Source organism: Streptomyces sp., from assembly GCF_019510245.1.
In the GTDB taxonomy this organism is placed as follows: Bacteria; Actinomycetota; Actinomycetes; order Streptomycetales; family Streptomycetaceae; genus Streptomyces.
Genome location: NZ_JAEKKT010000178.1, coordinates 1 through 23,850 on the forward strand (window position 1 = coordinate 1; position 23,850 = coordinate 23,850).

Below are 23,850 nucleotides of genomic sequence, written 5' to 3' on the forward strand. Positions count from 1 at the left end.
ACCCGCGCCGGGGCGTCGGGCTGTTCGGCCCGTCTCGCGGTGATCGCGTCCACGGCGTTCTGCAGCAGCTCGCGCAGGTAGACCTTGGGGCTGGAGTACAGGTGATGGGAGAGCAGGTCCACCAGGCCACGCAGGTCGACCTGGAACGTATGAGGTGGCTGTGCTGCCTGGGATGACTGTGAGGTCTGGGAGTCCATCGTCGCTGCGCCGGAGGGGGGAAGACGTGGTCGGCGCGGGGTCGGGCGGTCCCTGGTGGGGCGGTGACCGCGGAAGGATGGCCGGAGCGCGCCATCCTATGACTCAAAACGGCCGTCTGACCAGGGGTTTCCCGAGACGTATACGGCATTGTCAGTGGTGTGGTGTGCAATGGATCTCGTGCCCGCACTGGAAGAACCACTGAAGAAAGTGCTCGGCCCAGCCACCGCAAAGGTGATGGCCGAGCATCTCGGCCTGCACACCGTCGGCGACCTCCTGCACCACTACCCCCGCAGATACGAGGAGCGCGGCCAGCTCACCCACCTCGCCGACCTGCCCATGGACGAGCACGTCACGGTGGTCGCCATGGTCGCCGACGCCCGCCTGCACACGTTCGCCTCCGCCAAGGCGCCCCGCGGCAAGGGCCAGCGCCTCGAGGTCACGATCACCGACGGCAGCGGCCGGCTCCAACTGGTCTTCTTCGGCAACGGCGTGCACAAGCCCCACAAGGAACTCCTGCCGGGCACCCGGGCGATGTTCGCGGGCAAGGTCTCGGTCTTCAACCGCCGCCTGCAGCTGGCACACCCGGCCTACGAGTTGCTCCAGGGCGACGACCCGGCCGAATCCGTGGAGACCTGGGCCGGAGCCCTGATCCCGCTCTACCCGGCCACCGCCAAACTGGAGTCCTGGAAGATCGGCAAGGCCGTCCAGACGGTCCTCCCCAGCGTCCAGGAGGCCCTGGACCCCCTACCCCCGACCCTCCGCGAAGGCCGCGGCCTCGTCCCGCTCCCCGAAGCCCTCCTGAGGATCCACCGCCCGCACACCAAGGCGGACATCGCGGCGGCCCGCGACCGCCTCAAGTGGGACGAGGCCTTCGTGCTCCAGGTCGCCCTGGCCCGCCGCCGCCACGCCGACGCCCTGCTCCCGGCGGTGGCCCGCAGACCGTCCCCCGACGGCCTCCTCACGGCCTTCGACGACCGCCTCCCCTTCACCCTCACGGACGGCCAGCGGAAGGTCTCGAAGGAGATCTTCGACGACCTGGCGACCGAGCACCCGATGCACCGGCTCCTGCAGGGAGAGGTCGGTTCAGGGAAGGCACAGCCTCTCGACTCACTGGTGCTCACACCCGCCGGTTTTCGTCGGATGGGGGACTTGAATGTGGGGGACGAGGTCATCGTGCCGCAGGGGGAGATTGCCCTCATCGACGGTGTCTTCCCGCAAGGAGAACGCGACGTCTGGCGCCTTGTGCTCTCCGATGGAAGCTCTGTGGAATGCGATGACGAACATCTCTGGATCGTCGGAACAAGCTGCGGGTGGCACCGAGGCCAAGCCCCCAAGGTCATGACGACTCGGGAGATCCGCCTGGACTCGTTCAAAGCCAACGGATCTTCGAAGTGGTATCTCCCGGTTGCCGCCCCAGTTGACCTCGGAGGTGACTCCAGGCTCCCGATGGATCCGTACCTGTTCGGCATCCTCCTCGGAGATGGCTCATTCCGCCATAACCTGCGTCTGTCCACCATCGACGAAGAGATCCGCGACGCTGTGGCGACGGAGGTGGCTCCGCAATGCCGGGTGGTGCCTGTGAAGCGTTCCCGTTGCGACTACACGATCCAGCTCACCGAGCGTGCCGGTGGAGTTCGTAACCCGGTGATCCAGGTCTTGCGGGAGCTGCACCTGTGGGGCCGAACGTCCCACGACAAATTCATTCCCGACGACTACAAGAACACTTCCATCAAAAACCGTTTGGCTGTGCTCCAAGGACTCATGGACACCGACGGCACCATCCATACCGACGGAATGAGCGCTTCCTTCTGCTCAGCTTCACGTACGCTTGCCGAAGATGTCGCTTGGCTTGTGCGCTCGCTGGGGGGTCGTGCGCGCGTCCTGCCGAAGAGTTCCGCCGCTTTCAACGTCTCGGTGGCCCTGCCCGCTGAGTACCCGCCCTTCCGTCTGTCCCGAAAGGCTGCCCGCGTTCGGTCACGGCCGAAGTACGACACCTTTCGACGAGGAATCCGCGCGGTCGAGTATGTCGGGCAGAAGCCGGTTCAGTGCATCAGCGTTGCTCATCCGAGTCACGCGTACGTCACCGACCACTTCACGGTCACCCACAACACGATGGTCGCGCTCCGCGCCATGCTCGCCGTCGTCGACGCGGGCGGTCAGGCCGCCATGCTCGCCCCCACCGAGGTCCTCGCCCAGCAGCACCACCGCTCCGTCACCGAGATGATGGGCGAGCTTGCCGAGGGCGGCATGCTCGGCGGCGCGGAGCACGCGACCAAGGTCGTCCTCCTCACCGGCTCGATGGGTACCGCGGCCCGCCGCCAGGCGATGCTGGACCTGGTCACGGGCGAGGCGGGGATCGTCATCGGCACCCACGCGCTGATCGAGGACAAGGTCCAGTTCCACGACCTCGGGCTGGTAGTGGTGGACGAGCAGCACCGCTTCGGCGTCGAACAGCGCGACGCCCTCCGCGGCAAGGGCAAGCAGCCGCCCCACCTCCTCGTCATGACCGCCACCCCCATCCCCCGCACGGTCGCGATGACGGTCTTCGGCGACCTGGAGACCTCGGTCCTGGACCAGCTCCCGGCCGGCCGCTCCCCGATCGCCACCCACGTGGTCCCCGCCGCAGACAAACCCCACTTCCTGGCCCGAGCCTGGGAACGGGTCCGGGAGGAGGTCGGCAACGGCCACCAGGCGTACGTCGTCTGCCCCCGCATCGGTGACGAGGAGGACGACCCGAAGAAGGCCAGGAAGTCGGCCGAGGACGAGGCCGAGAAGCGCCCGCCGCTGGCCGTCCTCGACGTGGCCGACCACCTGGCCAAGGGGCCGCTGAACGGCCTCAGCGTCGAGGTCCTGCACGGCCGCATGCATCCCGACGACAAGGACGCGGTCATGCGACGCTTCGCGGCGGGGGAGACCGACGTCCTCGTCGCCACCACGGTCATCGAGGTCGGCGTCAACGTCCCCAACGCCACCGCCATGGTGATCATGGACGCCGACCGCTTCGGCGTCTCCCAGCTCCACCAGCTGCGCGGCCGGGTCGGCCGAGGCTCCGCCCCCGGCCTCTGCCTCCTGGTCACGGAGATGCCGGAGGCGAGCGCGGCCCGCCAGCGCCTGACGGCGGTCGCCTCGACCCTGGACGGCTTCGAGCTCTCCCGCATCGACCTCGAACAGCGCAGGGAGGGCGATGTCCTGGGCCAGGCCCAGTCGGGCGCCCGCTCCAGCCTGCGCGTCCTCGCGGTGATCGAGGACGAGGAGATCATCGCGGAGGCGCGGGAGGAGGCGACGGCGTTGGTGGCCCGCGACCCCGAACTGACCTACCTCCCGGGCCTGCGAACGGCCCTGGACGCCCTCCTGGACGAGGAGAGGGAGCAGTACTTGGAAAAGGGCTAGAGGCGACTTACTCAGGGGCGCTGGGGGTACCCCCGGCCGAAGGCTGGGGGAGGAACTGCGCGAGCAACCACGAAGCACCTGCTGCCAAACTGAATCCGTAACCACCCCGGAAAACCCCAGACCGAGGATTCAAGATGACCCGCGTGATCGCCGGCCAGGCAGGCGGACGGCGCCTCTCGGTGCCGCCCGGCACCGGCACCCGCCCCACCTCCGACCGCGCACGCGAAGGCCTCTTCTCCACCTGGCAGTCCCTCCTCGGCGGCCCCCTGGACGGCGAACGCGTCCTCGACCTCTACGCCGGTTCCGGAGCCGTGGGCCTGGAGGCGCTCTCCCGCGGTGCCGGCCACACCCTCCTCGTGGAGGCCGACCCCAGAGCCGCCCGCGTCGTACGTGAAAACGTAAAGAATCTGGGCCTCCCCGGCGCCGAGGTGAGAGCGGGCAGAGCCGAGCAGGTCATCCAGTCCCCGGCCCCCGCGCAGCCGTACGACATCGTCTTCCTGGATCCTCCGTACGCCGTCACGGACGACGATCTTCGGGAGATTCTCCTCACACTCCACTCTGGGGGCTGGCTCGCGCCGGACGCGCTCGTCACCGTGGAGCGCAGCACCAGAGGCGGCGTCTTCCACTGGCCGACCGGCTTCGAAGGCCTTCGGTCCCGTCGCTACGGCGAGGGAACGTTTTGGTACGGTCGCGCCTCCTCTACGTGCGAAGACGCACGATGACCGGACCGGAGAGCGAGGGATCACAAGTGCGCCGCGCCGTCTGTCCCGGGTCGTTCGACCCCATCACCAACGGACACCTCGACATCATTGCCCGCGCGTCCCGTCTGTACGACGAGGTCTACGTCGCGGTGATGATCAACAAGTCCAAGAAGGGCCTGTTCGAGATCGACGAGCGGATCGACCTGATCCGCACGGTCACCGCCGACTACGGCAACGTCCGGGTCGAGGCCTTCCACGGCCTCCTCGTCGACTTCTGCAAGCAGCGCGACATCCCGGCCATCGTCAAGGGCCTCCGGGCGGTCAGCGACTTCGACTACGAGCTGCAGATGGCCCAGATGAACAACGGCCTCTCGGGCGTCGAGACGCTGTTCGTGCCGACCAACCCGACCTACAGTTTCCTCTCCTCCTCGCTGGTCAAGGAAGTGGCCCAGTGGGGCGGCGACATCGCCCACCTGGTACCGCCGGCCGTTCTGGAGGCCCTCAACAAGCGTCTCGGCAAGGACTGATGGGGCTACAGTCGTCCCGTCCGTCTCCAACCCAGCTGTAGAGAGTGGCGAGCACAGGTGGACGTGCAGAAGAAGCTCGACGAGATCGTGAGCACGGTCTCCGGCGCCCGGTCCATGCCCATGTCGGCGTCGTGCGTGGTCAACCGTGCCGAGCTGCTCGCGATGCTCGATGAGCTGCGCCAGGCGCTGCCCGGCTCGCTCGCGCAGGCCGAGGAGCTGATCGGCGGCCGGGACCAGATGGTCGAGCAGGCCCGCATGGAGGCCGAGCGGATCATCGAGACCGCGCACGCCGAGCGCGGCTCGCTGATCTCCGACACCGAGGTGGCCCGCCGCTCCCAGGCCGAGGCCGACCGGATCCTCGCCGAGGCCCGCCAGGAGGCCGAGGAGGTCCGCGCCGACGCCGACGACTACGTCGACTCCAAGCTCGCCAACTTCGAGGTCGTCCTCACCAAGACCCTCGGCTCGGTCGGCCGCGGCCGCGAGAAGCTGCTCGGCACCGGCCCCGGCCTGGACGAGCAGGGCTACGAGGACGAGGACGCCCCCGAGCGCAGCCACGACCCCGAGACCCTGCGCCGGGACGCCGACGCCTACGTGGACGCCAAGCTCGGCGCCTTCGAGGCGGTCCTCGCCAAGACCCTGGAGGCCGTCGGCAAGGGCCGCGCCAAGCTGCACGGCCGGATCGCCTCCGACGCCCTCGGTGCCCTGGCCGACGACAACACGACGTTCCAGCACTCCAGCGACGCCGACTACCTGGCCGACCTCGCGGCCCTCGCCGACCAGGACGACCGCGCGGCCCAGGCGGCCCAGGCGGCCCAGAGCGAGCAGCCCGCCGCCGCCCAGCCCCAGCAGCCGCAGTACGACCAGCAGCCCATGCAGCAGCCCGTGGCGCAGGATCCGTACGGCTACCCCCAGCAGCAGCCCGTCTACGCCCAGCAGGACGCGTACGGCTACCAGCAGGACCCCTACGGCTACCAGCAGGCCGATCCGTACGCCGCCGCCTACCAGGGCTACGACACCGGCCAGCAGCCCGTCTACGACCCCCAGCAGCAGGCGGCGCAGCACCAGCAGCACCAGTCGTACGCCCTCGACGAGACCAGCCTCTTCGACACCGGCATGATCACGCCGGAGCAGCTGCGGGCCTACGAGCAGGGCCGGGGCCTGTAGAAACCCGGCCGAAGGCGGGCTGAAGGCGGCCGCAGGACGGCCGGATTGGGCCCTCAGCGAAAGGTCCAGTATCCTGGCTCTTCGGTCGCGTCTACCTCCGCGATCCGCGCTGCCCGGAGACATCTCCGGACGGCGTCCCTCTGAACTCGAAGATCGAAAGCAGGAATGGCTCCTCACGCGCGCCTCGACCACCGCAACCCGTTCGTGTTCGACACACACGAGCTGGGGCGGCGTCCCGGTGCGCTGCAGCGCCTGAACCGCACGATCGACGCTCCCGAGGACTTCGGGATCAAGGGGGTCATCGGAGTGCCGCAGGGCGCCCCGGTGGAGCTCGAACTCCGGCTCGAGTCGGTCATGGAAGGTGTGCTCGTCACAGGCACCGCCCGTGCACAGGCCGAGGGGGAGTGCGTAAGGTGTCTGGAGCCGGTCGGGCAGGAGCTCGAAGCGGATTTCCAGGAACTGTTCTCGTACCCTGACGCCGACGACCGGGGCCGCGTGATCGCGGAACCGGGCGACGACGCCGAGGACGACGAGGACAGGTTCTTCATCGAGGACGGCCTGTTCGACCTCGAACCCGTGCTGCGCGATGCGGTGGTGCTCGCACTGCCCATGCAGCCGGTGTGCCAGGACGACTGCCTGGGCCTGTGCTCCGAGTGCGGAGCCCGGCTCACGGACGACCCGGACCACCACCACGACGCCGTCGACATCCGTTGGGCGGCTTTGCAGGGACTCGCCGGATCCATGAAGGACGGCGAGAAGGACGAGATGAGCGGCGCTGACGCGGAAGCGGGCGTCGACGAGAAGCAGGAGAAGTAGCCGTGGCTGTTCCGAAGCGGAAGATGTCGCGCAGCAACACGCGCCACCGCCGGTCGCAGTGGAAGGCTGCGGTCCCCACCCTGGTTGCGTGCGAGCGCTGCCACGAGCCCGTGCCCGTCTTGCGGCACCTACAACAAGCGCCAGGTCCTCGAAGTCTGAGCGGCCAGGTGAGAGGCACTGTGTCCAGTCCCAAGAAGGGCGATGAGCCCAAGGCGGACCCAACCGCCAAGAAGAAGACGGACAGCACGGCCTCGTCCCACACGCTTCTGGAAGGGCGGCTCGGCTACAAGCTCGAGTCCGCCCTTCTGGTGCGTGCGCTGACCCACCGTTCCTACGCGTACGAGAACGGCGGCCTGCCGACGAACGAGCGGCTGGAGTTCCTCGGTGACTCCGTCCTCGGTCTCGTCGTGACGGACACGCTGTACAACACCCACCCCGACCTGCCTGAGGGCCAGCTGGCCAAGCTCCGGGCCGCGGTGGTGAACTCGCGTGCGCTCGCGGAGGTGGGCCGCGGTCTCGACCTGGGCTCCTTCATCCGGCTCGGCCGCGGTGAAGAGGGCACGGGCGGCCGGGACAAGGCGTCCATCCTCGCCGACACCCTGGAAGCGGTGATCGGTGCGGTCTATCTCGACCAGGGCCTCGACTCGGCGTCCGAGCTGGTGCACCGGCTCTTCGACCCGCTGATCGAGAAGTCCTCGAACCTCGGAGCCGGCCTGGACTGGAAGACCAGTCTCCAGGAGCTCACCGCGACGGAGGGCCTCGGCGTGCCCGAGTACCTGGTCACGGAGACCGGCCCCGACCACGAGAAGACCTTCACTGCTGCCGCCCGCGTCGGAGGCGTCTCGTACGGCACCGGCACCGGCCGCAGCAAGAAGGAGGCGGAGCAGCAGGCCGCCGAGTCCGCCTGGCGCGCCATCCGCGCCGCGGCGGACGAGCGCGCCAAGGCCAGGGCGGCCGAGCAGGCCGCCCGGGCCGAAGCCGAGGAGGACGACGGCCCGCCGTCGTCCGCCGCCTCCGCCTGACGAACAGCGCAGCCCGAGCGCCCGCCCCCTTTCCACGGAGGCGGGCGCTCGGATCGTCCACGGTCCTGCACGGGAGCCCCGATGCCTGAACTGCCCGAGGTGGAGGTCGTCCGCCGCGGCCTGGAGCGGTGGGTCGCCCATCGCGTCGTCGCCGAGGCCGAGGTCCTGCACCCGCGTGCCGTACGACGGCACCTCGCCGGCGCCGACGACTTCACGCACCGGCTCAAGGGCCACCGCATCGGCACCCCGAGCCGGCGCGGCAAGTACCTGTGGCTGCCGCTGGAGGACACCAACCAGTCGGTCCTCGCGCACCTCGGCATGAGCGGCCAGCTGCTGGTCCAGCCGCACGAGGCGCCGGAGGAGAAGCACCTGCGCATCCGCGTCCGGTTCGCCGACGGCCTGGGCACGGAACTCCGCTTCGTCGACCAACGCACGTTCGGCGGACTGTCGTTGCACGACAACACGCTCGACGGGCTGCCGGACGTCATCGCGCACATCGCCCGCGACCCCCTCGACCCGCTGTTCGACGACGAGGCCTTCCACCAGGCGCTGCGCCGGAAGCGGTCCACCATCAAGAGGGCGCTGCTCGACCAGTCGTTGATCAGCGGAGTCGGCAACATCTACGCGGACGAGGCCCTTTGGCGCGCCCGCCTCCACTACGAGCGCCCGACCGCCGGCTTCACCCGCCCGCGCACCGCCGAACTCCTCGGCCACGTTCGGGACGTGATGAACGCGGCCCTGGCCGTCGGCGGTACCAGCTTCGACAGCCTGTACGTCAACGTCAACGGCGAGTCCGGGTACTTCGACCGCTCGCTGGACGCCTACGGCCGGGAGGGGCTGCCCTGCCGGCGGTGCGGCACGCCGATGCGCAGGCGGCCCTGGATGAACCGGTCCAGCTACTTCTGCCCGCAGTGTCAGCGGGCGCCGCGCGTCTCGTCGTAACGCTCGCGGGCGGCCAGCCGACCCCTCGTGCAGCGCGCTCAGGGTGAGCCCGCCCCAGCGGCCCATGACGTGTTCAAGGGTGGTGCGCGAGGGACAGGCCCGGGCGAAGACGTCGTACGGAGGCTGCGGCTCCACGACGCCGTCCTGGGTGATGGTCATGCGTCAAGCGTACGGGAGCGCAGCGCTAACCGGCAGGGTGCGCTAACCGTTGGTTAGTGAGGTCCTGTCGGCTAGTAGCCGAAGTCCTGCGTCCACCACGGCCCGCCATCGCCGAAGTGCACGCCCACCCCGAGGGTCTTGAAGTCGCAGTTCAGGATGTTGGCGCGGTGGCCCTCGCTGTTCATCCAGGCGTCCATGACGGCCTGGGCGGTGGCCTGGCCGCGGGCTATGTTCTCGCCGCCGAGGTTGGCTATGCCGGCCGCCGCGGCCCGGTCCCACGGTGTCTTGCCGTCCGGGTCGGTGTGGTCGAAGAAGTTCCGTGCCGCCATGTCGTCGCTGAACGCCTCGGCCAGCTTGGTCAGCGAGGAGTTCGCGGACAGTGCGCTGCAGCCCACCTTGGCCCGCTCCTCATTCACCAGTTTCAGCACCTCGGCCTCGACGACCGCCTCCTGGGAGGAGGTGACCGGCGCGGCGGTCTTCACCGGCGCCTTGGTGGCCGCCCTGCTCGGGGCGGCCGTCACCTTCTTGGACGGCGTGGTGGCGGGCGTCGGCTTATCGGTGGCCGTCTTCGTCGGGGCGGGCGAAGCGGAGACGGAGGCGGAGGCCGAGTCGGATGCCGACGCGGACTCCGAGGCGGACGCCGACGGGGTCGGGGTGGTGGAGCGCTGGGCGCCCCGGCTGGTCGAGGAGCCGGTGCCGCGGCTCTCGGCGCTGCCGGAGGTGCCGCCCTGCTCGGCCGCCGTGTTGCTCGGCGCGCCGTCGGCCTGTACCCGCTCGCCACCGGTCGTGCTGCTGCCACCGCCGAGCTTGTAGTTCTCCAGGCCCGGCACCACTCCGGTGGCCACCGCGACGGTGCCGATGGCGACGGCCGCGGAGACCCCGAGCAGGCCCGTGGCCACCGGCCGCCCGCCCTTCTTCCGCCGCCGGTGCCCGCCGCCCGAGGGGGAGCCGCCGGCCGGGGTGAACTCCTCGGCCGGGAACTCGGCGGTGTTCATGAAGCGGGCGTAGTCGTCCGCGGTCGCGAACAGGTAGGCCGAGCTGCGCGCGTTGGTGTCGGTGTACTCGTCCTGGCGCAGGTAGGCGGCGGTGCCGGTGCCGTGGCGGAGACCGGCGTACGAGTCCTGCGGGTCGTGGTCGCCCGGGTATGGGCCGTCGCTCTCCGTGACCCCCGTGGCGCGGCCCGTGGCGGCGCGGCCGGCGGCGTGGCGTCGGTGGCGTCCCATGTCCTTGCCCTCTTCCCTCGTCCTCGCGGTCGGGGTCGACCAGGGGCCGGTGTGGCCAATGACTCCTTCTGGTCAACCAGACTCACTCGATCGAGTGAGTTTCATATGAGATTCATTTGGGTGGGGACGGTACCGCATGCCGCTGGGTGAGGGAGTGCCCCGAGTGACATTGGCCGGTTAGGTTGCACCCATGAGCGAGGATGTGCGACTGGTCGCCTGGGTCCGTGGGCGCGTCCAGGGTGTGGGATTCCGCTGGTTCACGCGGGCCAAGGCGCTGGAGATCGGCGGCCTGAGTGGTTTTGCTCTCAATTTGGGGGACGGTCGCGTCCAGGTGGTCGCGGAGGGCTCCCGGTCGGGCTGCGAAGGGCTGCTGGACTGGCTCCAGGGCGATGACACGCCCGGGCGGGTGGAGGGTGTCACCGAGATCTGGGACACACCCCGGGGCGGGTACGAGGGCTTCGCGATCCGCTGAACCCCTTCCGTGAAGCGGCGCAGGTGGAAGCGGAGTGACGTGCCACCGGCATGTGCCCCGAGCGGAAACGGCCTGGTGGTTGCCAAGAACCGCGGGTCGTGGCAGGCTCCGCACTTACAGATGATCGCCACGCCCCGAGGGCCCCGCGGGAGTCGCAGCGCCGCCCGTCCAGGGCCGCCCGACCACGGGTTCGCCCGCCAATACGGGGCGTGATCGTGTTGACCGTCAAACTTTTTGGTGAGACGCTGAAAGCCCCGCGCACCTTAGCTGTTTGGCATGGCGCAACACTCGAGCAACGCTCGAATGTGTCAAGCACCGCGGGTGCGATCCCTCACGACCCACACCGCTTCGGTCGGTCACTCAGTGTGGAGGACCATCCATCATGGCAAAGGCGCTTCTCGGTTACGTCGGCGGCTCCGACCCGCGACTCCTCGCCGAGATGCGACGGCTCCAGCAGCGTGTCCAGGACCTGGAATCCGAGCTCGTACGGATCCAGGCCGAGAACGACGCGCTGACGGCTGCCGCTTCTCCCGACAGGATCATGGAGAGCATCGACGCAAACCAGGCGGAGCCTGCGCTCACCTGATCGCTGCATCGCTCCACAACAGCATATGCGGCGGTCGGGCAGCCCTTTCAACCGCTTAAGTTGTCAAGATTTGCAAGGGACGCCCCGGCGTCCCTTCTTTCTTGCCCCCGGCCTGCCCCGAGCCCGGCCCTTCCAGCCCCGCGCATCCTTTCACTTTCTTTAACGTCTGGTGTGCCCTGCGTGTTCATGCGCGAAACCGCGAGGTTGCGAGGGTTCGTGGAGTGCGGTAGCGGCGCCGGGTAGAGTCCCACGGCGTGCACCTCAAGGCCCTGACCCTCCGCGGGTTCAAGTCGTTCGCCTCGGCGACCACGCTCCGGTTCGAGCCGGGGATCACGTGTGTCGTCGGACCGAACGGCTCGGGCAAGTCCAATGTCGTGGACGCGCTCACCTGGGTCATGGGCGAGCACAGCGCCAAGTCGCTGCGCGGCGGCAAGATGGAGGACGTCATCTTCGCCGGCACCACCGGGCGCCCGCCCCTGGGCCGCGCCGAGGTGTCCCTCACCATCGACAACTCCGACGGCGCCCTGCCCATCGAGTACGCCGAGGTCACCATCACGCGGATCATGTTCCGCAACGGCGGCAGCGAGTACCAGATCAACGGCGACACCTGCCGCCTCCTGGACATCCAGGAACTGCTCTCCGACTCCGGCATCGGCCGCGAGATGCACGTCATCGTCGGCCAGGGCCAGCTCGACTCCGTCCTGCACGCGGACCCCATGGGCCGCCGCGCCTTCATCGAGGAGGCGGCCGGCGTCCTCAAACACCGCAAGCGCAAGGAGAAGGCGCTGCGCAAGCTGGACGCGATGCAGGTCAACCTCGCGCGCGTGCAGGACCTGACCGACGAGCTCCGCCGCCAGCTCAAGCCGCTGGGCCGGCAGGCCGCGGTCGCCCGCCGGGCCGCCGTCATCCAGGCGGACCTCCGCGACGCCCGCCTGCGCCTCCTCGCCGACGACCTCGTACGACTCCGCAACGCACTCCAGACCGAGATCGCCGACGAGGCCGCCCTCAAGGAGCGCAAGGAAGCAGCCGAGCAGGAGCTGAAGAAGGCCCTGCAGCGCGAGGCCCTCCTGGAGGACGAGGTACGGCAGCTCACCCCGCGCCTGCAGCGGGCCCAGCAGACCTGGTACGAGCTCTCCCAGCTCGCCGAGCGCGTCCGCGGCACCATCTCGCTGGCCGACGCCCGGGTGAAGAGCGCCACCTCCACGCCCCCCGAGGAACGGCGCGGCCGCGACCCGGAGGACATGGAGCGCGAGGCCCACCGCATCCGTGAGCAGGAGGCCGAGCTGGAGGCCTCCCTGGAGGCGGCCCAGCACGCCCTGGACGACACCGTCGCCCACCGCGCCGAGCTGGAGCGTGAACTCGCTCACGAGGAGCGGCGCCTGAAGGACGTGGCCCGTTCCATCGCCGACCGCCGGGAGAGCCTGGCCCGGCTGAACGGCCAGGTGGGCGCGGCCCGCTCCCGCGCCGCGTCCGCCCAGGCCGAGATCGACCGGCTGGCCGCCGCCCGCGACGAGGCCCAGGAACGTGCGGTCTCGGCGCAGGAGGAGTACGAGGCGCTCAAGGCGGAGGTCGACGGCCTGGACGCCGGCGACGAGGAGCTCGCCGTCCAGCACGACCAGGCCAGACACCGGCTCGCCGAGGCGGAGGCGGCCCTGACCGCGGCCCGCGAGGCCGTCACGGCGGCGGAACGCAGGCGCGCCGCGACCCAGGCCCGCCACGAGGCGCTGGCACTGGGCCTGCGCCGCAAGGACGGCACGGGCATACTGCTCGGCGCCCGGGACCGCCTCACCGGCGTCCTGGGCCCGGCGGCCGAACTCCTCACGGTGACCCCGGGCCACGAGGTCGCCCTGGCGGCGGCGTTCGGCGCGGCAGCGGACGCCATCGCCGTGACGACCCCGGCATCGGCAGCCGACGCCATTCGCCTGCTGCGCAAGCAGGACGGCGGCAGGGCGGCACTGCTGCTGGCAGGGGCACCTGAGGCCCTCCGTGCTGATTCTGGGGCGCCCCATTCTGAGATGCCTAAGGCCGGAGCGCCCCAAAGGGGCGCGGGGAACGGCGCGACCAGCCACGACGCACCCGCGGCCGAGCACGCCGATGCGGGGGCAGCGCCCCATGGGGGCGCGGGGAACCACGCGGAGGCCGGCCCCCACGCACCCGTACCCGACCGACGACCCACCGCGCCCCTCCCCTCGGGGAACTTCGCTGCCGACCTCGTCCGCGGCCCCGCCGACCTCATGCCCGCCGTACGACGTCTCCTCGCCGGCATCGTCGTCGTGGACACCCTCGAAGCCGCCGAGGACCTCGTCTACAGCCACCCCCACCTCACCGCCGTGACCGCCGAAGGCGACCTCCTCGGTGCCCACTTCGCCCACGGCGGCTCCGCCGGCGCGCCCAGCCTGCTCGAAGTGCAGGCCTCCGTGGACGAGGCCGCCGCCGAGCTGGAAGAGCTCGCGGTCCGCTGCGAGGAACTGTCCGAGGCACAGCACGCGGCAGGGGAGCGGCGCAAGGAGTGCGCGGCCCTCGTCGAGGAGCTCGGCGAGCGGCGCCGCGCCGCCGACCGTGAGAAGTCGGCCGTGGCCCAGCAGCTCGGCCGCCTCGCCGGACAGGCGCGCGGCGCGGCAGGCGAGGCGGAACGCTCCACGGCGGCCGCCGCCCGCGCCCAGGACTCCCTCGACAAGGCACTCGAAGAGGTCGAGATCCTCGCCGAGCGGCTCGCCGTGGCCGAGGAGATGCCCGTCGAGGAGGAGCCCGACACCTCGGCGCGTGACCGCCTCGCCGCCGACGGCGCCAATGCCCGCCAGACCGAGATGGAGGCCCGCCTCCAGGTCCGGACCCACGAGGAGCGGGTCAAGGGACTCGCCGGCCGCGCCGACTCCCTCGACCGCGCCGCCCGCGCGGAACGCGAGGCACGCGCGCGTGCGGAACAGCGCCGGGCCCGGCTGCGCCACGAGGCGGCGGTCGCCGAGGCCGTCGCCGCCGGTGCACGGCAGCTGCTCGCGCACGTCGAGGTCTCGGTCGGCCGGGCGGAGCGGGAACGTGCCGCGGCCGAGGCCGCGAAGGCCCGCCGCGAGCAGGAGCTGGCCGCCGCCCGCGGCACCGGCCGCGACCTCAAGGCGGAGCTCGACAAACTCACGGATTCAGTTCACCGGGGCGAGGTACTCGGCGCCGAGAAGCGGCTGCGGATCGAGCAGCTGGAGACCAAGGCGCTGGAGGAGCTCGGTGTCGAACCGGCGGGGCTTGTCGAGGAGTACGGTCCGCACCAGCTCGTGCCGCCCTCGCCCCCCGCCGAGGGCGAGGTGCTGCCGGACGACCCCGACCATCCGCGCAACCAGCCGAAGTCCTTCCACCGGGCCGAGCAGGAACGCCGGCTGAAAGCGGCCGAGCGGGCCTACCAGCAGCTCGGCAAGGTCAACCCGCTGGCCCTGGAGGAGTTCGCGGCCCTCGAGGAACGGCACAAGTTCCTCAGTGAGCAGCTGGAGGACCTGAAGAAGACCCGCGCCGATCTGCTCCAGGTCGTGAAGGAGGTCGACGAGCGGGTCGAGCAGGTCTTCACGGAGGCGTACCGGGACACGGCGAGGGAGTTCGAGGGCGTCTTCAGCCGGCTTTTCCCGGGCGGCGAGGGACGGCTGATCCTCACCGACCCCGACAACATGCTCACCACGGGCGTGGACGTCGAGGCCCGCCCGCCGGGGAAGAAGGTCAAGCGGCTCTCCCTGCTGTCCGGCGGCGAACGCTCGCTGACCGCCGTCGCGATGCTGGTGTCGATCTTCAAGGCACGCCCCAGCCCGTTCTACGTCATGGACGAGGTCGAGGCGGCCCTGGACGACACCAACCTGCAACGGCTGATCCGCATCATGCAGGAGCTCCAGGAGTCGTCCCAGCTCATCGTGATCACGCACCAGAAGCGGACGATGGAGGTCGCCGACGCGCTGTACGGCGTCTCCATGCAGGGCGACGGTGTGTCGAAGGTCATCAGCCAGCGGCTTCGCTGACGCCGGGTCCCGGCCGACGGTTCGGGTGCGGGCGCCGTTGTGGCTGGTCGCGCAGTTCCCCACGCCCCTTTGGGGCATGTCACCTTCACCCTTCTTCAAGAAGTGAACGCATTTTCGTTGCGTGGTATCTGCAACTTCACACGGTGCCCCCTATTGACTTCGAAACTTGAAGGCATAGTCTCTGCAACGTTGCTTTTACCTTCAGGTGTGAGGACCTGAGAGGGCTCACCCCCACCCCGGCAGCGCTGCCGGTGGCCCGAGGAGTTTTCTGTGACCAGCACTGCGCAGGCACCCAAGTCAGGAGCCGGTACGGCTCACCCCGATCACCTCGGGCATGTCATCTTCATCGCGGCGGCGGCCGCGATGGGCGGTTTCCTCTTCGGCTACGACAGCTCCGTCATCAACGGCGCCGTCGAGGCCATCCGGACCCGTTACGACATCGGGTCGGCGGCCCTCGCCCAGGTCATCGCCGTCGCCCTGATCGGCTGCGCGATCGGCGCCGCGACCGCAGGCCGGATAGCCGACCGGATCGGCCGTATCCGCTGCATGCAGATCGCGGCCGTGCTGTTCACCATCAGCGCCGTGGGCTCGGCGCTGCCCTTCGCGCTGTGGGACCTCGCCCTCTGGCGGATCATCGGCGGCTTCGCCATCGGCATGGCCTCCGTCATCGGCCCCGCCTACATCGCGGAGGTGGCCCCGCCCGCCTACCGCGGCCGCCTCGGCTCCTTCCAGCAGGCCGCGATCGTCGTCGGCATCGCCATCTCGCAGCTGGTCAACTGGGGTCTGCTCAACGCCGCCGGCGGTGACCAGCGCGGCAAGCTGATGGGCCTGGAGGCCTGGCAGGTCATGCTCGGCGTCATGGTGATCCCGGCCGTCCTGTACGGCCTGCTCTCCTTCGCGATCCCCGAGTCCCCCCGCTTCCTGCTCTCCGTCGGCAAGCGGGAGCGCGCCCGCGCGATCCTCGAAGAGGTCGAGGGCGGGAACGTCGACCTGGACGCCCGGGTCGCCGAGATCGAGCACGCGATGAAGAGCGAGCACAAGTCCACGTTCAAGGACCTGCTCGGCGGCTCCTTCTTCTTCAAGCCGATCGTCTGGGTCGGCATCGGCCTGTCGGTCTTCCAGCAGTTCGTCGGCATCAACGTCGCGTTCTACTACTCCTCGACCCTGTGGCAGTCGGTGGGCGTCGACCCGACGGACTCGTTCTTCTACTCCTTCACGACGTCGATCATCAACATCATCGGCACGGTGATCGCGATGATCTTCGTGGACCGCGTCGGCCGCAAGCCGCTGGCCCTCATCGGCTCGGTCGGCATGGTCGTCGGTCTGGCGCTGGAGGCCTGGGCGTTCTCGTACCACCTCGTCGACGGGAAGCTGCCGTCCGCGCAGGGCTGGACCGCCCTGATCGCGGCCCACATCTTCGTCCTCTTCTTCGCCCTGTCCTGGGGCGTGGTCGTCTGGGTCTTCCTCGGCGAGATGTTCCCGAACCGGATCCGCGCCGCCGCCCTGGGCGTGGCCGCCTCCGCGCAGTGGATCGCCAACTGGGCCATCACCGCGAGCTTCCCGTCGCTGGCCGACTGGAACCTCTCCGGCACCTACGTGATCTACACGGTCTTCGCGGCCCTCTCCATCCCGTTCGTCCTCAAGTACGTCAAGGAGACGAAGGGCAAGTCCCTGGAGGAGATGGGCTGAGCCCACCCCCGCTCGGGGAGAAGGGCCAAGTCCCCGCTGCCCCTCTCCTCGTATCCCCCGCCGCCCCGCCCGGTCACTGCCCGGGCGGGGCGGCGGCTCGCATACGGCCCCACCGCTTCCCTTCCTCTCCGCCGCACGACTTCTCTCCGCCGCCGCGGCCGCCCAGCGATGACGGTGCAGTCCTGCGAAGCTGCCGCCTCTGAACTCCGGCGCACAACTCCTGCCCGCCGCCGCGGCGCCCAGCGATGACGGTGCAGCCCGGCGAAGCTGCCGCCCCTGAACTCCGCCGCACAACTCCTGCCCGCCGCCACGGCGACCAGCCACGACGGTGCAGCCCGGCGGTGCCGGACCCTCGCGCCCGCCCGTCGGCGCGCCTCGCCCCCGTTACGCCGGCAGCGCCGGAAGCACGGTCTCCGCGAACAACCGCAGGCTGCGCCACCCCTCCGCCACCGGCATCCCGCCCGCGAGCGGGTGCAGGACGAGGTTGTCCAGGCCCGCCGCCACGCACTCGTCCGGGGTGAGGATGCGGTAGACGCCCTCCGCGCGCAGTTCGGCGACCGTGGTCGCGGCGGACCGTACCGCGGAGTGGATGTCGCCGGACTGCCAGGACGCATACGTCCGGGCCTCGTGCAGGAAGTGCTCGCCGTAGTCCGCCCACGCCCGGTCCGGGTCCTCGGCGATGTGCAGCAGCGGCGTCTCGGCCGTCGGCATCATCGTCCAGCCCTCCGTGCCGTACTCGGTGAGCCGCTCCTTGTAGTACGCCTCCAGCTCCGGCAGATGCGCGCTGGGGAAGAACGGCAGGCCGAGGCGGGCGGCCCGGCGGGCGGCGGCCTTGGAGGAGCCGCCGACCAGGAGCAGGGGGTGGGGGTCGGTGAGCGGGCGGGGGGTGACCCGCACCGTACGGCCCCGGTACTCGAACTCCTCCCCGGTCCACGCCTTCAGCAGCGTCTCCAGCAGCTCGTCCTGCAGCCGCCCCCGCCGCTTCCACTCCACGTCGAACAGGGCGTACTCCTCGGGCCGGTAGCCGATCCCGGCCACCGTCACCAGCCGGCCCCCGCTGAGCAGGTCGAGGACCGCGATGTCCTCCGCCAGCCGCAGCGGGTCGTGCAGCGGGCCGATCACCGCCGAAACGGTCACCGCGATGGTCCGGGTCGCCCCGAACACCGCGCCGGCGAAGGCGAACGGCGACGGCAGCCAGTTGTTGTCGACGCCGTGGTGCTCCTCGGTCTGCACGGTGGTGACCCCGTGCTCGTCGGCGTACGCGGCCATGTCCAGGGCCGCCCGGTACCGGGCGCCCAGCGTGGCCGGGGAGGCGCCGGGCTCGACGAGGTTGAAGCGGACGACCGAGACGGGCATGGGAGCTCCCCTTCACCTTGACTGGCCGGGCGGGTGTGCGGGGACAGTAGCTGACGGTGCGTCAGACAGCCAGGGGTGCGGGCTTCCCGGCCGTGGCCGGTACCACCGCGGGTTTCGGCAGCACCGCGTACAGCAGGCCCGAGACGGCGATCGTCGCGACCCAGCCGAGGCCGTACCGGCCGACGGGGTTGTTCGCGGCGAGCGGGCCGGTGAACCAGTCGCACGTGGTGCAGAGCAGGCCGGCCGCCAGACCGAGCGCCCAGGCCGTGACGGCGGCGGGGGAGAAGCCCGCCCGGTACCAGTAGGCGCTGGTGCGGGTGGTGTCGAGGAGGGCTGTGGCGTCGTACTCCCGGCGGCGGAGCATGTCGACCCCGAACACCCCCACCCATGCCGAGAACGCCACCGCCAGCAGCGACAGGAAGGCGATGAAGGAGGCCATGAACGAGGTCGCCGCCAGCATCAGGACAGCCCCGAGGACCAGCGAGATGACTGCATTCACGGAGACCGCCCAGGGCCGGGGGATCCGGAAGCCGAGCGTCTGCGCGGTGAAGCCCGCGGAGTACATCGACATCGCGTTGATCAGCAGCATCCCGACCAGCGCGACCAGGAGGTACGGGACCGCCAGCCAGAGGGGCAGGGTCTCGCCGAGGAAGGAGACCGGGTCGGCCGCCCCGGCGAGACCGGGGGTGGCGGACGCCGTCACCGCGCCCGTCAGGACCAGGGGGAGCACGACGACCCCGGCGCCGCCGACCGTGTTGCGTACGATCGCCGCCGAGGACGCCGTGCCCGGCAGGTACCGCGTGAAGTCCGGCGCGGCCGGCGCCCAGCTCATCCCGCCCGCCGCGATCAGCCCGGCCCCGGTGACCATCGCGGCCGCGGACCCGGCGGGCCGACCGAACACCCCGGCCCAGTCCGTCGCCGCGACCAGGCGGCCGAGGACCAGCAGCGAGAACGCACCGAACAGCCAGGTCGCCCACCGGTTGCAGTACCGCACCGCCCTGATGCCCATGCCCGAGATCGCGAAGGTGGCGATCACGAAGAGGAGCAGGGTGACGATGATCAGGGCGGTGTTGCTCCTGACCCCGAACAGGATGTCGAGGACGGTCAGCAGCGCGTAGGCGCCGGTCACCGCGTTGATCGTCTCCCAGCCCCAGCGCGCCACCCAGATCAGGGCGCCGGGCAGCAGGTTGCCGCGCTGGCCGAAGACCGCCCGGGACAGCGCCATGCCCGGTGCGCCGCCGCGCTTGCCCGCGACGCCGATCAGCCCGACCAGGCCGTACGACACGACCGGCGCCGCGGTGCCGACCGCCAGGGACTGCCAGAAGTTCAGCCCGAACGACACCGCGAGGCCCGCACCCACGGTCACCAGCAGGACGGTGATGTTCGCGGCGATCCAGGTGGGGAGCAGGCCACGGGGGGTGCCGGTGCGCTCGGAGTCCGGGACCGGTTCGAGGCCCCGGGTTTCGAGGCCGTGGTGCTCCAGCGACTCTTCGAGGTGTTCGAGCGCGCCATCGTGGTCGGCGGTGGTGCCCATAGGCAGTCATCGTACGTTAGACCGACTAAAGCGCCCGAAATGGACATCCGGATTCGGAGGATCATCCAGAAACTCCCGCGCGAGGGAGCAAAGTCGGCCGCGGGGGAGGGATGGATACTGGTCGGGTTATGGAAACCGTCATCCTTGCTGTAGTCATCGCCGTAGTCGTGCTCGGCGCGCTCGGCGGGCTCGTCGTCGGCAGCCGGCGCAAGAAGTCGCTGCCCCCGCCGCCCCCCGCCGCGCCCGACATCACCGCACCCCCGGCCGAGCCGCACGTCGGCGACGAGGCCGAGACGCCGCGCGACGAACCGCGCCGGACGATAGAGGAGGTCGACCTTCCCGACGGATCGGCTCCCGTCGCCGTCGAAGAGCCCCCCGCGGTCGAAGCGCCCGAGATCGAGATCCCCGAGCCCACCGCCGGCCGGCTGGTCCGGCTGCGCGCCCGGCTCTCCCGGTCGCAGAACGCCCTCGGCAAGGGGCTGCTCACGCTGCTCTCGCGCGAGCACCTCGACGACGAGACCTGGGAGGAGATCGAGGACACCCTGCTCACCGCCGACGTCGGTGTGCAGCCCACCACCGAGCTGGTCGACCGGCTGCGCGAGCGCGTCAGGGTGCTGGGCACCCGCACCCCCGACGAGCTGCGCGGCCTGCTCCGCGAGGAGCTGCTGAAGCTGGTCGGCACCGACGTCGACCGCGAGGTGAAGACCGAGCCCGCCGACCGCAAGCCGGGCATCGTGATGGTCGTCGGCGTCAACGGCACCGGCAAGACCACCACCACCGGCAAGCTCGCCCGCGTCCTCGTCGCCGACGGCCGTACGGTCGTGCTCGGCGCCGCCGACACCTTCCGGGCCGCCGCCGCGGACCAGCTCCAGACCTGGGGCGAGCGGGTGGGCGCCCACACCGTGCGCGGCCCGGAGGCCGGTGACCCCGCCTCCGTCGCCTTCGACGCGGTGAAGGAGGGCAAGGAGATGGGCGTCGACGTGGTGCTCATCGACACCGCCGGCCGGCTGCACACCAAGACCGGCCTCATGGACGAGCTCGGCAAGGTCAAGCGGGTCGTCGAGAAGCACGCCCCGCTGGACGAGGTGCTGCTCGTCCTCGACGCCACCACCGGGCAGAACGGTCTCGTCCAGGCCCGGGTCTTCGCCGAGGTCGTCGACATCACCGGCATCGTCCTCACCAAGCTGGACGGCACCGCCAAGGGCGGCATCGTGATCGCGGTCCAGCGCGAGCTGGGCGTCCCCGTCAAGCTCATCGGCCTCGGCGAGGGCGCGGACGACCTGGCGCCGTTCGAGCCGGAGGCGTTCGTTGACGCCCTTATCGGTGACTGACGGCAGTACATCCACTGGTCGCCTTCGTGCGAAGCGCCCGATCCCCGAGAAGCAGTCGGGGGCGGGCGCTTCGGCGTATCAGCCGCTCGGGACCTCTGCGGCTACGCCCGCGACCGGTGGGCCACGTAGGCCAGCGTCCCCAGCAGCAGCCTCGCCGCCGGGGGCCGCGTCGCCGAGTCCAGGGCCGGCGGGCGCAGCCAGCGCACCGGGCCCAGCCCGCCCCGGTCGGACGGCGGGGCGGTGATGTACGTACCCGTGCCGAGGCCGCGCAGGTCCAGGGAGGTCGGGTCGTCCCAGCCCATGCGGTAGAGCAGCCCCGGGAGCTCGGCGGCGGCGCCGGGGGCGACGAGGAAGTGGGCGCGGCCGTCCGGGGTGGCGGTCACCGGGCCGAGCGGGAGGCCCATCCGCTCCAGGCGGACCAGGGCACGGCGCCCGGCGGGTTCGGCCACCTCGATCACGTCGAACGCGCGGCCGACCGGCAGCATCACCGCCGCGCCCGGGAACTCGCCCCAGGCCTTGGTGACCTCGTCGAGTGTGGCGCCCGCGGACACCTGGGGCGCGAAGTCCAGCGGATGCGCTCCCGGCGCGGCGCAGCCCGTGTGCCCGCAGGAGCACGCGCCGGCCGCGGCCCGGGCGCCGGGCACCACGTCCCAGCCCCACAGCCCGGTGAACTCGGCGACGGCGGTGCAGTCCGATGAGCGACCGCGCCGGCGCGTGCCGGAGCGGATCTCGCGAATGCCGCCGATCGTGAAGCCCATGCCCCCTCCAACGGGTCCGGCGCGCCGGTGGTTACGACACGGAACGGGACGGAAACGGAACGTGACGCTACGGCTCCGCCTTCCCTTCGGCCCGCAAGGTCACGGCAGCGCCCTGAAGCTCCCCGGGTGGTGCGCCTGGGGATGTGCGCCCCTGAGTGCACCGCTCCGCCTACTCCCGGCCGTCCTATGTCAAGTGAATCGCGCCAAGGGCATCGTGAGTTCATTCGAAGGGGTGGCGAATGGTGGCGTTTCCGGGATCGCCGTGGCTGGAGCAGTGATCGTAGGATTACTTTGAGTGCACGAGGCCTGGGGGCACTTGCACTCGTGGGTATGCCGGAGGCAACTCGGCATCCCGTTCGAAGGGTGAGAACTACCGGACGGGCGGCCGTATTTACCGGCATTCTGATAGGGCTTGGCGCATCCGGCATCAAGTGGTCTCAGGGATGGGGGCGTTCCAGTGGGCGGCAACGGCGGAAGCGGGGCGACCGCGACCAGCACCGACAAGCGCCCCAACGAGCTGCTCAACTCGTGGTTCGTGCGCAGTGGCTGGTCGAAGGGCGAGCTGGCGCGGCAAGTGAACCGCAGAGCACGCCAGTTGGGCGCCAACCACATCTCCACGGACACGTCCCGGGTGCGCCGCTGGCTCGACGGGGAGAACCCGCGCGAGCCGATCCCCCGGATCCTCTCCGAGCTGTTCTCCGAGCGGTTCGGCTGTGTCGTCTCGGTCGAGGACCTCGGGCTGCGGGCCGCCCGCCAGGCACCCTCCGCGACCGGCGTCGACCTGCCCTGGACGGGCCCTCAGACGGTGGCCCTGCTCAGCGAGTTCTCGCGCAGCGACCTGATGCTGGCGCGGCGCGGCTTCCTCGGAACCTCGCTGGTGCTGTCGGCGGGCCCGTCCCTCGTCGAGCCCATGCAGCGCTGGCTGGTCCCCTCGCCGGGCGGCCCGCAGCAGGCCCCCGAGCCGTCCGCCGACCCCCGCCGCCCCGGCCGCATCTCCAAGCCCGAGCTGGCCCTCCTGGAGTCCACGACGGAGATGTTCCGCCAGTGGGACGCCCAGTGCGGCGGCGGTCTGCGCCGCAAGGCGGTCGTCGGCCAGCTGCACGAGGTCACCGACCTCCTCCAGGAACCCCAGCCCGAGGCCACCGCCCGCAAGCTCTTCCAGGTCGCGGCCGAACTCGCCGAGCTGGCCGGCTGGATGTCGTACGACGTCGGTCTCCAGCCCACCGCCCAGAAGTACTTCGTGCTCGCCCTGCACGCGGCCAAGGAGGCCGGCGACAAGCCGCTCGGCTCGTACATCCTCTCCAGCATGAGCCGCCAGATGATCCACCTCGGCCGGCCGGACGACGCCCTGGAGCTCATCCACCTCGCCCAGTACGGCAGCCGGGACTGCGCCAGCCCGCGCACCCAGTCGATGCTGTATGCGATGGAGGCCCGCGCCTACGCCAACATGGGCCAGCCCGGCAAGTGCAAGCGGGCCGTCCGGATGGCCGAGGACACCTTCGCCGAGGTCGACGAGTGGGACGAGCCGGACCCCGACTGGATCCGCTTCTTCTCCGAGGCCGAGCTCTACGGCGAGAACAGCCACTCCTTCCGCGACCTCGCCTATGTCGCCGGCCGCAGCCCCACCTACGCCTCGCTGGCCGAGCCCCTGATGCAGAAGGCCGTGGAACTGTTCGCGAAGGACACCGAGCACCAGCGGTCGTACGCGCTCAACCTCATCGGGATGGCCACCGTGCACCTGCTGCGCGGCGAGCCCGAGCAGAGCACGGTGCTGGCCTCCGAGGCCATGGGCATCGCCAAAAAGGTGCGCTCCGAACGGGTGAACACTCGTATCCGAAAGACGGTCGACTCGGCCGTCCGTGACCACGGCGAACTAGCCGTCGTCGTCGACCTCACCGAACAGCTCGCCGTCGACCTCCCGGAGACCGCCGAGGCGGTCTGACCCCCGGCACTTCCCAGACCCCGGCCGCGGCCGGCCCTCCCGAACTGC

General features: G+C 70.7%; 17 protein-coding genes and 3 pseudogenes. 14 read left to right on the forward strand and 6 right to left on the reverse strand.

Features of this window, described 5'->3' with window-relative positions; all coding sequences use genetic code 11:
• Positions 1-197: pseudogene (locus tag JF597_RS35100) on the reverse strand (HSP90 family protein); the annotation flags it as partial.
• A 169-nt stretch (positions 198-366) separates the two neighbouring features.
• Here JF597_RS35100 and JF597_RS35105 point away from each other — a divergent pair.
• The 8 genes and pseudogenes from JF597_RS35105 to mutM all read left to right on the forward strand — a co-directional run bounded on the left by JF597_RS35105 (position 367) and on the right by mutM (position 8,760).
• Positions 367-3,588, forward strand: a complete 3,222-nt coding sequence (locus JF597_RS35105; protein WP_294004774.1) for a helicase-related protein — start codon at positions 367-369, stop codon at positions 3,586-3,588.
• Positions 3,589-3,722: 134 nt separating this feature from the next.
• Positions 3,723-4,310, forward strand: a complete 588-nt coding sequence (rsmD, locus tag JF597_RS35110) for a 16S rRNA (guanine(966)-N(2))-methyltransferase RsmD (RefSeq protein ID WP_294004777.1) — start codon at positions 3,723-3,725, stop codon at positions 4,308-4,310.
• A 26-nt stretch (positions 4,311-4,336) separates the two neighbouring features.
• Entirely contained in the window at positions 4,337-4,816 is a 480-nt protein-coding gene (gene coaD, locus JF597_RS35115; protein ID WP_294004943.1) for a pantetheine-phosphate adenylyltransferase, read from the forward strand.
• 57 nt (positions 4,817-4,873) lie between these two features.
• Entirely contained in the window at positions 4,874-5,980 is a 1,107-nt protein-coding gene (locus JF597_RS35120; RefSeq protein WP_294004780.1) for an ATP synthase F0 subunit B, read from the forward strand.
• Positions 5,981-6,145: 165 nt separating this feature from the next.
• Positions 6,146-6,796, forward strand: coding sequence for a YceD family protein (locus JF597_RS35125; protein ID WP_294004783.1), 651 nt, complete (start codon positions 6,146-6,148; stop codon positions 6,794-6,796).
• A gap of 2 nt (positions 6,797-6,798) precedes the next feature.
• Positions 6,799-6,955: pseudogene (gene rpmF, locus JF597_RS35130) on the forward strand (50S ribosomal protein L32).
• 8 nt (positions 6,956-6,963) lie between these two features.
• Positions 6,964-7,818: a ribonuclease III gene (rnc, locus tag JF597_RS35135; RefSeq protein WP_294004786.1), complete on the forward strand. Its 855-nt coding sequence runs from the start codon at positions 6,964-6,966 to the stop codon at positions 7,816-7,818.
• Positions 7,819-7,899: 81 nt separating this feature from the next.
• Complete coding sequence (mutM, locus tag JF597_RS35140; protein WP_294004789.1) at positions 7,900-8,760, forward strand: bifunctional DNA-formamidopyrimidine glycosylase/DNA-(apurinic or apyrimidinic site) lyase; 861 nt, start codon at positions 7,900-7,902, stop codon at positions 8,758-8,760.
• Between the two features lie 18 nt (positions 8,761-8,778).
• Here the strand turns inward: mutM and JF597_RS35145 are convergent.
• Together JF597_RS35145 and JF597_RS35150 are read right to left on the reverse strand one after the other, a co-directional pair.
• Positions 8,779-8,919: pseudogene (locus tag JF597_RS35145) on the reverse strand (transcriptional regulator); the annotation flags it as partial.
• 71 nt (positions 8,920-8,990) lie between these two features.
• The gene (locus JF597_RS35150; protein WP_294004792.1) at positions 8,991-10,142 is read right to left on the reverse strand and encodes a CAP domain-containing protein; all 1,152 of its coding nucleotides are present in this window, start codon (positions 10,140-10,142) and stop codon (positions 8,991-8,993) included.
• A gap of 190 nt (positions 10,143-10,332) precedes the next feature.
• On the opposite strand from JF597_RS35150, the gene JF597_RS35155 reads away from it, so the two are divergent.
• The 4 genes from JF597_RS35155 to JF597_RS35170 all read left to right on the forward strand — a co-directional run bounded on the left by JF597_RS35155 (position 10,333) and on the right by JF597_RS35170 (position 16,881).
• A complete protein-coding gene (locus JF597_RS35155) occupies positions 10,333-10,614 on the forward strand; it encodes an acylphosphatase (RefSeq protein WP_294004795.1) in 282 nt (93 codons plus the stop codon).
• Positions 10,615-10,996: 382 nt separating this feature from the next.
• A complete protein-coding gene (locus JF597_RS35160) occupies positions 10,997-11,200 on the forward strand; it encodes a hypothetical protein (RefSeq protein ID WP_093498859.1) in 204 nt (67 codons plus the stop codon).
• A 254-nt stretch (positions 11,201-11,454) separates the two neighbouring features.
• Positions 11,455-15,192 (forward strand): AAA family ATPase, encoded by a 3,738-nt coding sequence (locus JF597_RS35165; protein WP_294004798.1) that lies wholly within the window; start codon positions 11,455-11,457, stop codon positions 15,190-15,192.
• 270 nt (positions 15,193-15,462) lie between these two features.
• Positions 15,463-16,881 carry a sugar porter family MFS transporter gene (locus tag JF597_RS35170; protein ID WP_294004801.1) on the forward strand — a complete coding sequence of 473 codons (1,419 nt, stop codon included), beginning with the start codon at positions 15,463-15,465 and terminating at the stop codon, positions 16,879-16,881.
• A 384-nt stretch (positions 16,882-17,265) separates the two neighbouring features.
• On the opposite strand, the gene JF597_RS35175 is transcribed toward JF597_RS35170, so the two are convergent.
• The gene (locus JF597_RS35175; protein WP_294004805.1) at positions 17,266-18,237 is read right to left on the reverse strand and encodes an LLM class flavin-dependent oxidoreductase; all 972 of its coding nucleotides are present in this window, start codon (positions 18,235-18,237) and stop codon (positions 17,266-17,268) included.
• A gap of 61 nt (positions 18,238-18,298) precedes the next feature.
• A complete protein-coding gene (locus JF597_RS35180) occupies positions 18,299-19,771 on the reverse strand; it encodes a cytosine permease (protein ID WP_294004808.1) in 1,473 nt (490 codons plus the stop codon).
• A 128-nt stretch (positions 19,772-19,899) separates the two neighbouring features.
• Between JF597_RS35180 and ftsY the strand changes: the two genes are divergently transcribed.
• Positions 19,900-21,102: a signal recognition particle-docking protein FtsY gene (gene ftsY, locus JF597_RS35185; protein WP_294004811.1), complete on the forward strand. Its 1,203-nt coding sequence runs from the start codon at positions 19,900-19,902 to the stop codon at positions 21,100-21,102.
• Between the two features lie 101 nt (positions 21,103-21,203).
• Here ftsY and JF597_RS35190 read toward each other — a convergent pair whose 3' ends face one another.
• A complete protein-coding gene (locus JF597_RS35190) occupies positions 21,204-21,860 on the reverse strand; it encodes a bifunctional DNA primase/polymerase (protein WP_294004814.1) in 657 nt (218 codons plus the stop codon).
• A 457-nt stretch (positions 21,861-22,317) separates the two neighbouring features.
• Between JF597_RS35190 and JF597_RS35195 the strand changes: the two genes are divergently transcribed.
• Positions 22,318-23,802: a hypothetical protein gene (locus JF597_RS35195; protein WP_294004817.1), complete on the forward strand. Its 1,485-nt coding sequence runs from the start codon at positions 22,318-22,320 to the stop codon at positions 23,800-23,802.
• The last annotated feature ends 48 nt before the right edge of the window (positions 23,803-23,850 follow it).

Bases quoted from the DNA above. Each gene is read 5' to 3' on its own strand.
- JF597_RS35125 (WP_294004783.1), top strand. From the start codon at position 6,146: ATGGCTCCTCACGCGCGCCTCGACCACCGCAACCCGTTCGTGTTCGAC.
- JF597_RS35190 (WP_294004814.1), bottom strand. From the start codon at position 21,860: ATGGGCTTCACGATCGGCGGCATTCGCGAGATCCGCTCCGGCACGCGC.
- mutM (WP_294004789.1), top strand. From the start codon at position 7,900: ATGCCTGAACTGCCCGAGGTGGAGGTCGTCCGCCGCGGCCTGGAGCGG.
- JF597_RS35180 (WP_294004808.1), bottom strand. From the start codon at position 19,771: ATGGGCACCACCGCCGACCACGATGGCGCGCTCGAACACCTCGAAGAG.
- JF597_RS35175 (WP_294004805.1), bottom strand. From the start codon at position 18,237: ATGCCCGTCTCGGTCGTCCGCTTCAACCTCGTCGAGCCCGGCGCCTCC.
- JF597_RS35150 (WP_294004792.1), bottom strand. From the start codon at position 10,142: ATGGGACGCCACCGACGCCACGCCGCCGGCCGCGCCGCCACGGGCCGC.
- JF597_RS35160 (WP_093498859.1), top strand. From the start codon at position 10,997: ATGGCAAAGGCGCTTCTCGGTTACGTCGGCGGCTCCGACCCGCGACTC.
- JF597_RS35105 (WP_294004774.1), top strand. From the start codon at position 367: ATGGATCTCGTGCCCGCACTGGAAGAACCACTGAAGAAAGTGCTCGGC.
- rsmD (WP_294004777.1), top strand. From the start codon at position 3,723: ATGACCCGCGTGATCGCCGGCCAGGCAGGCGGACGGCGCCTCTCGGTG.
- JF597_RS35155 (WP_294004795.1), top strand. From the start codon at position 10,333: ATGAGCGAGGATGTGCGACTGGTCGCCTGGGTCCGTGGGCGCGTCCAG.
- ftsY (WP_294004811.1), top strand. From the start codon at position 19,900: ATGGAAACCGTCATCCTTGCTGTAGTCATCGCCGTAGTCGTGCTCGGC.